Source organism: Enterobacter sp. R-1.6.2 (genome assembly GCF_035064085.1).
GTDB classification, from domain to species: domain Bacteria; phylum Pseudomonadota; class Gammaproteobacteria; order Enterobacterales; family Enterobacteriaceae; genus Enterobacter; species Enterobacter asburiae_B.
In genome coordinates, this window is sequence record NZ_JASEYI010000165.1 from 1 (window position 1) to 205 (window position 205).

The following is a 205-nucleotide window of genomic DNA, read 5'->3' on the forward strand; positions in this document are numbered from 1 at the left end:
CGGAAAAGCAACTTTGTCGTCACCTGTGCTCTGGCAAACAAGCTGGCCAGAATAGCCTGGGCACTGACGGCGCGACAGCAAACTTACGAAGCATAAAGGCAGAAATACACCAGTTTAAACAATCATTCATCTGGTTTTGCGAATACTGATATTGATGATACTAACGGCCCACCGGCCTGTTGAGGAACCTGTAAAACGGAAAGGC

General features: G+C 47.8%; 1 protein-coding gene. It reads left to right on the forward strand.

Annotated features, from left to right (window positions below; translation table 11 throughout):
* Positions 1-96, forward strand: a 96-nt coding sequence (locus tag QMN93_RS26330) for a hypothetical protein (RefSeq protein WP_032287155.1), incomplete at its 5' end; no start/stop codon positions are given.
* Between the last annotated feature and the right edge of the window lie 109 nt (positions 97-205).